This is a genomic window from Streptomyces sp. NPDC059003 (genome assembly GCF_042740445.1).
Classification (GTDB): Bacteria; Actinomycetota; Actinomycetes; order Streptomycetales; family Streptomycetaceae; genus Streptomyces.
This window is the reverse complement of record NZ_JBHYJH010000318.1, coordinates 1-5,656: the sequence shown is the minus strand read 5'-3', so window position 1 is coordinate 5,656 and position 5,656 is coordinate 1. Positions and strand designations below refer to the sequence as shown.

General features: G+C 70.0%; 5 protein-coding genes. 3 read left to right on the top strand and 2 right to left on the bottom strand.

Annotated features, from left to right (window positions below; translation table 11 throughout):
• Positions 1 to 122: 122 nt before the first annotated feature.
• Together ACFWZ5_RS44425 and ACFWZ5_RS44420 are read right to left on the bottom strand one after the other, a co-directional pair.
• Positions 123 to 389: a hypothetical protein gene (locus tag ACFWZ5_RS44425; protein ID WP_384805908.1), complete on the bottom strand. Its 267-nt coding sequence runs from the start codon at positions 387 to 389 to the stop codon at positions 123 to 125.
• Positions 390 to 407: 18 nt separating this feature from the next.
• Entirely contained in the window at positions 408 to 2,105 is a 1,698-nt protein-coding gene (locus tag ACFWZ5_RS44420) for a sodium:solute symporter family protein (RefSeq protein ID WP_384805910.1), read from the bottom strand.
• 235 nt (positions 2,106 to 2,340) lie between these two features.
• On the opposite strand from ACFWZ5_RS44420, the gene galT reads away from it, so the two are divergent.
• Genes galT through galK form a run of 3 tightly spaced genes read left to right on the top strand, consistent with a single transcriptional unit; the run spans position 2,341 to position 5,531 of the window.
• Positions 2,341 to 3,423 carry a galactose-1-phosphate uridylyltransferase gene (gene galT / locus ACFWZ5_RS44415; RefSeq protein WP_384805912.1) on the top strand — a complete coding sequence of 361 codons (1,083 nt, stop codon included), beginning with the start codon at positions 2,341 to 2,343 and terminating at the stop codon, positions 3,421 to 3,423.
• A complete protein-coding gene (gene galE / locus ACFWZ5_RS44410) occupies positions 3,423 to 4,382 on the top strand; it encodes a UDP-glucose 4-epimerase GalE (RefSeq protein WP_384805914.1) in 960 nt (319 codons plus the stop codon). The genes galT and galE overlap by 1 nt, the downstream gene beginning before the upstream one ends.
• A 3-nt stretch (positions 4,383 to 4,385) precedes the next feature.
• Positions 4,386 to 5,531 (top strand): galactokinase, encoded by a 1,146-nt coding sequence (gene galK, locus ACFWZ5_RS44405; protein WP_384805916.1) that lies wholly within the window; start codon positions 4,386 to 4,388, stop codon positions 5,529 to 5,531.
• Positions 5,532 to 5,656: the final 125 nt, after the last annotated feature.

The window sequence follows — 5,656 nt, the reverse complement described above, 5'->3', positions numbered from 1 at the left end:
CGGCGAGATTTTTAGCCCCTCCGGCGTTTGAGGAGCGGGGTCTGGGGCGGAGCCCTCCGCGGCGGAGCCGCAAATTGATACAGCCGGGAAGGGGCGGGTCTGGGGCGCCACCCGCGAGGGAATTACCCGTCACCCCGATCCACCGGCCGCAGCCACAGCCACGTCAGGAAGAACAGGCCCAGGGCCAGCATGCCCAGGCCCGTCCAGAGGTTGATGTTGATGCCCTCGGCCTTCTTCAGGTCGGCGTCGGACGCGGTGATCCCGGCGATCGTGACGATGACCCCGTACACGACGAACAGCCCGCCGATGATGCGCCGGATGTCGAAGAGCCGGGCCGCCGTCGCGGACTTCCGCTCCAGTTCGGAGACTTCCTTCTGCAGGTCGGACATGGTGCGCTCACGCTCCGATCAGAACGAGTAGGGGACGTAACAGGCGGCGGCGAGGACGACGGCGCTCCAGCCGAGCAGCGCGGGCCGGCGGTACCACGCGGAGTCGCCCGCCTCGGCGCCGTCGTCCTCCAGGCCCGGCGAGGCCGTCCCGTAGACGAGACCGGCGAGTTCGGCCTCGGGCTTGGGCGCGGTGAAGAGGGTGACGACGACCATGACGACGGCACCGGCGACGAAGCCGACGATCGCGGAGACGAAGTTGGCGCCCTGGTCGGTGGGGATGTCGACGACGCCCTGCTTGTAGATCCAGAAGTAGTTGAGCATCGCGGCGGTGGTGCCCGCGAGCAGCCCCCACACGCCGGACTTCATGGAGGCCCGCTTCCAGAACATGCCGATGATGAAGACGACGAACATCGGGACGTTGAAGAAGGAGAACAGGGTCTGGAGGTAGCCCATGATGTTGGAGAAGGACGAGGCGATGAAGGCGGTGCCGATGGAGGCGAGGACGCCGATCGCCGTGATGAGGCGACCGAACTTCAAGTAGTAGCCGTCCTCGCGGTCCTTGACCACGTACTTGGCCCAGATGTCGTACGTGAACACGGTGTTGAAGGACGAGACGTTGGCCGCCATGCCCGCCATGAAGGCGGCGAGCAGCCCGGTGACCGCGATGCCGAGCACGCCGTTGGGCAGCAACTCCTGCATCAGGTAGGGGATCGCGTCGTTGTACGTGAGGTCCGAGCCCGCCGTGCCGATCTTCGGGACGAGGACGGCCGCCACCAGGCCCGGGATCATCACCAGGAACACGATGAACATCTTCGGGAAGGCCGCGATGAGCGGGGTGCGCTGGGCGGCGGAGAGGTTCTTCGCGGAGAGGGCGCGCTGCACCTCGGCGAAGTTGGTCGTCCAGTAGCCGAAGGAGAGCACGAAGCCGAGGCCGAGGACGATGGTGAGCCAGTTGGCGCCGAGCGGGTTGGGGTCGCCGATGCCGGTGCCGCCCCAGGCGGTCATGAAGTTGTCGCCGTGCTGCTTCTCGATCGAGCCGCTCAGGCCGTCCCAGCCGCCGACCTTCTTCATGCCGATGACGCAGATGGGGATGAGCGCGGCGAGGATCACGAAGAACTGGAGCACCTCGTTGTAGATCGCCGAGGAGAGTCCGCCGATGGTGATGTACGCGAGGACGAAGAACCCGGCGACGACGATGGCGACCCACTGCGGCCAGCCGAGCAGCGCTTCGACGACGATCGCGAGGGCGTAGAGGTTCACGCCCGCGATGAGGACGGCGGCGAAGGCGAAGAGCGCCGAGCTCAGCAGGTGGGCCGACCTGTCGAAGCGCTGGAGCAGGAATTCGGGGACGGAGCGGACCCGGCTGCGGTAGTAGAACGGCATCATCACGAGGCCGAGGAAGACCATCGCGGGGATGGCGCCGATCCAGTACCAGTGGACGACGGCGACGCCGTACTGCGCGCCGGTCGCCGCCATGCCGAGGATCTCCGTGGCGCCGAGGTTGGCGGCGACGAAGGCGAGGCCGGTGACCCAGGCGGGCAGGGAGCGGCCCGAGAGGAAGAAGTCGAGGCTGGTCTTCACGGAGCGCCGGGCGGCGAATCCGATGCCGAGGACGACCACGAAGTAGATCGCGAGGATCGCGTAGTCGAGACCGTTGGTGGGGAGCCGTAGCCCCTCGGCCAGGGTGATGGGGGCGGGGTGGGGAGGGGGCGCCATGAGAACTCGCTTCGTCGCGCGAACTGATCAGGGCGGAACCTACGCTCCCCATTTCAGGAAGTGAACAGTTCTGTTGATTTTCTTTGTTTGATTGTGATCGGGCTCGCAATTATCTACGGGTTTGGGTGGGTATAGGGCGCACAAATGTTACGGAGCGGTAGGAGGCATTGACGTGTGTGTTGCCTTGTGGTTTGTTGTGTGCGGTTCTGTTGGCGGGCGATGAGGAGCCCCAGAAGTGAAGAAGACCTCGACTCGTCTCGCCGACGGTCGTGAGCTCATCTACTACGACGCGCGCGACGACGCGGTCCGCACGGCCCCCGACACCCGGCCGCTCGACCCGGTCGCCACCACCTCCGTGATCCGCCGTGACCCCCTCCTCGGCGACAGCGTCGCGATCGCGTCGCACCGCCAGGGCCGCACCTACCACCCCCCGGCCGACGAGTGCCCCCTGTGCCCCTCCACCGGCGAGCGCCGCACCGAGATCCCCGACTCCTCGTACGACGTCGTGGTCTTCGAGAACCGCTTCCCGTCCCTCGCGGGCGGCGCGGGCCGCTGCGAGGTCGTCTGCTTCACCTCCGACCACACGGCGTCCTTCGCCGACCTCACCGAGGACCAGGCCGCGCTCGTCCTGGAGGCCTGGACCGACCGCACCGCCGAGCTGTCCCATCTGCCGTCCGTGGAGCAGGTGTTCTGCTTCGAGAACCGGGGCGCGGAGATCGGCGTGACCCTCGGCCACCCGCACGGGCAGATCTACGCGTACCCCTTCACCACCCCGCGCACGGCCCTGATGCTGCGCTCCCTCGCCGACCACTGGGCCAAGACGGGGCGCAACCTCTTCGACGACGTCCTCGCCGTGGAGAGCGCGGCCGAGCGCGTCGTCCTGGAGACCGGCCACTGGGTGGCCTTCGTGCCGTACGCGGCGCACTGGCCCTACGAGGTGCACCTCTACCCCAAGCGGCGCGTCCCCGACCTGCTCGGCCTCGACGAGGCGGCGCGCACGGAGTTCCCCCGGGTCTATCTGGAACTGCTGGGCCGCTTCGACCGGATCTTCGACGAGGGCGGCAAGGGCGACGGGCGCGGCGAGGGCGAGCCGCCGGTGCCGTACATCGCGGCCTGGCACCAGGCGCCCTTCGCCGATCTGACCGCGTACGAGGGCGTGAGCCGCGACGACTTCGCGCTCCACCTCGAGCTTTTCACCATCCGCCGCACTTCCGGCAAGCTGAAGTTCCTCGCGGGTTCCGAATCCGGCATGAGTGTGTTCATCAACGACGTGCCGCCGGAGGCCGCGGCCGAGCGACTGCGAGAGGTAGCGAGTTGATGAGTGCGAAGTACCTGGTCACGGGTGGTGCGGGCTATGTCGGCAGCGTCGTGGCGCAGCATCTGGTCGAGGCCGGGCACGAGGTGACGGTCCTCGACAACCTCTCCACCGGCTTCCGCGAAGGCGTCCCCGCGGGCGCCGCGTTCATCGAGGGCGACATCCGCGACGCCGCCAAATGGCTGGACCGCTCCTACGCCGCCGTGCTGCACTTCGCCGCCTTCTCCCAGGTCGGCGAGTCCGTCGCCAAGCCCGAGAAGTACTGGGACAACAACGTCGGCGGCACCATGGCGCTGCTCGCCGCGATGCGCGACGCGGGCGTACGCAAGCTCGTCTTCTCCTCGACGGCCGCGACGTACGGCGAGCCGGTCAGCACCCCGATCAAGGAGTCCGACCCCACCGCGCCGACCTCCCCGTACGGCGCCTCCAAGCTCGCCGTCGACCACATGATCACGGGCGAGGCGAAGGCCCACGGCCTGGGCGCGGTCTCCCTGCGCTACTTCAACGTCGCGGGCGCCTACGGTGAGTACGGCGAGCGGCACGACCCCGAGTCGCACCTCATCCCGCTCGTCCTCCAGGTCGCCCAGGGTCGGCGCGAGGCCATCTCCGTCTTCGGCGACGACTACGACACGCCCGACGGCACCTGCGTACGCGACTACATCCACGTCGCCGACCTCGCCGACGCCCATCTGCGCGCCCTCGATGCCGCGACGCCCGGCGAGCACCTGATCTGCAACCTCGGCAACGGCAACGGCTTCTCCGTGCGCGAGGTCATCGAGACCGTCCGCCGGGTCACCGGGCACCCGGTCCCCGAGGTCGTCGCGGCCCGCCGCGGCGGCGACCCGGCGGTCCTCGTGGCCTCCGCCGCCACCGCGCGCGAGCGGCTCGGCTGGCACCCGACCCGCGCGGACCTCGCGGGCATCGTCGCCGACGCCTGGGCCTTCGCCCAGCGAAAGGGGTAACCAGTGGACGTGGCCCAGGAGTTCACGACCCTGTACGGGTACGCACCCACCGGGGTGTGGGCGGCACCGGGCCGCGTCAACCTCATCGGCGAGTACACGGACTTCAACGAGGGCTTCGTGATGCCGCTCGCCCTGCCGCACACCGCGGTGGCGGCCGTCGCGCGCCGGGACGACGGGGTGCTCCGGCTGCACTCCGCGGACGTCGAGGGCCCCGTCGTCGAGCTATCCGCCGACTCGCTCGTGCCGCTCTCCGGCAGCGGCGGCTGGGCGGCGTACCCCGCGGGCGTCGTCTGGGCCCTGCGGGACGCCGGGCACGCGGTCGGCGGGGCCGATCTGCATCTGGCGTCCACGGTCCCGACGGGCGCGGGGCTCTCGTCGTCGGCGGCCCTGGAGGTCGTCACGGCGCTCGCCCTGAACGACCTGTACGAACTGGGCCTGTCCCGCCGCGAGTTGGCGCTGCTCGCCCAGCGCGCCGAGAACGCCTTCGTCGGCGTGCCCTGCGGAGTCATGGACCAGATGGCCGCCGCGGCCTGCGAGCCGGGCCGCCTGCTCCACCTCGACTGCCGCGACCTGTCCGTCCGGCAGGTCCCCTTCGACCTCGCGGCCCACGGGCTGCGGCTGCTCGTCGTCGACACGCGGGTGCGGCACGCCCTGGGCGACGGGGCGTACGCGGAGCGGCGCGCCGGGTGCGAAGCCGGTGCGCGGGCGCTCGGCGTGACCCATCTCCGGGACATTCCCTACGCCGAACTCCCCTCCGCCCTCGGGCGGTTGGCCGACGAGCGGGTGCGGCGTTACGTCCGCCACGTCGTGTCCGACGACCATCGGGTCGAGCGGGTCGTCGCCCTGCTCTCCGCCGGTGACGTCCGCGGGGTCGGCCCTGTCCTCACCGAGGGCCACGTCTCCCTGCGGGATGACCTGCGTGTCTCCTGCGCCGAGTTGGACCTCGCCGTGGCGGTGGCGTGTGCGGCCGGGGCGGTGGGGGCGCGGATGACCGGGGGTGGCTTCGGGGGGTCGGTGGTCGTGCTGGTGGAGGCCGGGGATGTGGAGGCGGTGACGAAGGCGGTGGGCGAGGCCTTCGCGGGGGCCGGTTTCACGGAACCGCGGGTGTTCGAGGGGGTGGCTTCGGGGGGTGCGAGACGGCTGGCGTGAGCCCTCGCGGGAGCGCCCCAGACCCGCCCCTTCCCGAACCAGGGGGCTCCGCCCCCTGGGACCCCCGTTTATCGGCGCTCCGCGCCTCGTCCTCAAACGCCGGACGGGCTAGTTATAGCCCCTCC

Excerpts from the sequence above, each read along its gene's own strand:
- galE (WP_384805914.1), top strand. The coding sequence starts at position 3,423 with ATGAGTGCGAAGTACCTGGTCACGGGTGGTGCGGGCTATGTCGGCAGC.
- ACFWZ5_RS44425 (WP_384805908.1), bottom strand. The coding sequence starts at position 389 with ATGTCCGACCTGCAGAAGGAAGTCTCCGAACTGGAGCGGAAGTCCGCG.
- ACFWZ5_RS44420 (WP_384805910.1), bottom strand. The coding sequence starts at position 2,105 with ATGGCGCCCCCTCCCCACCCCGCCCCCATCACCCTGGCCGAGGGGCTA.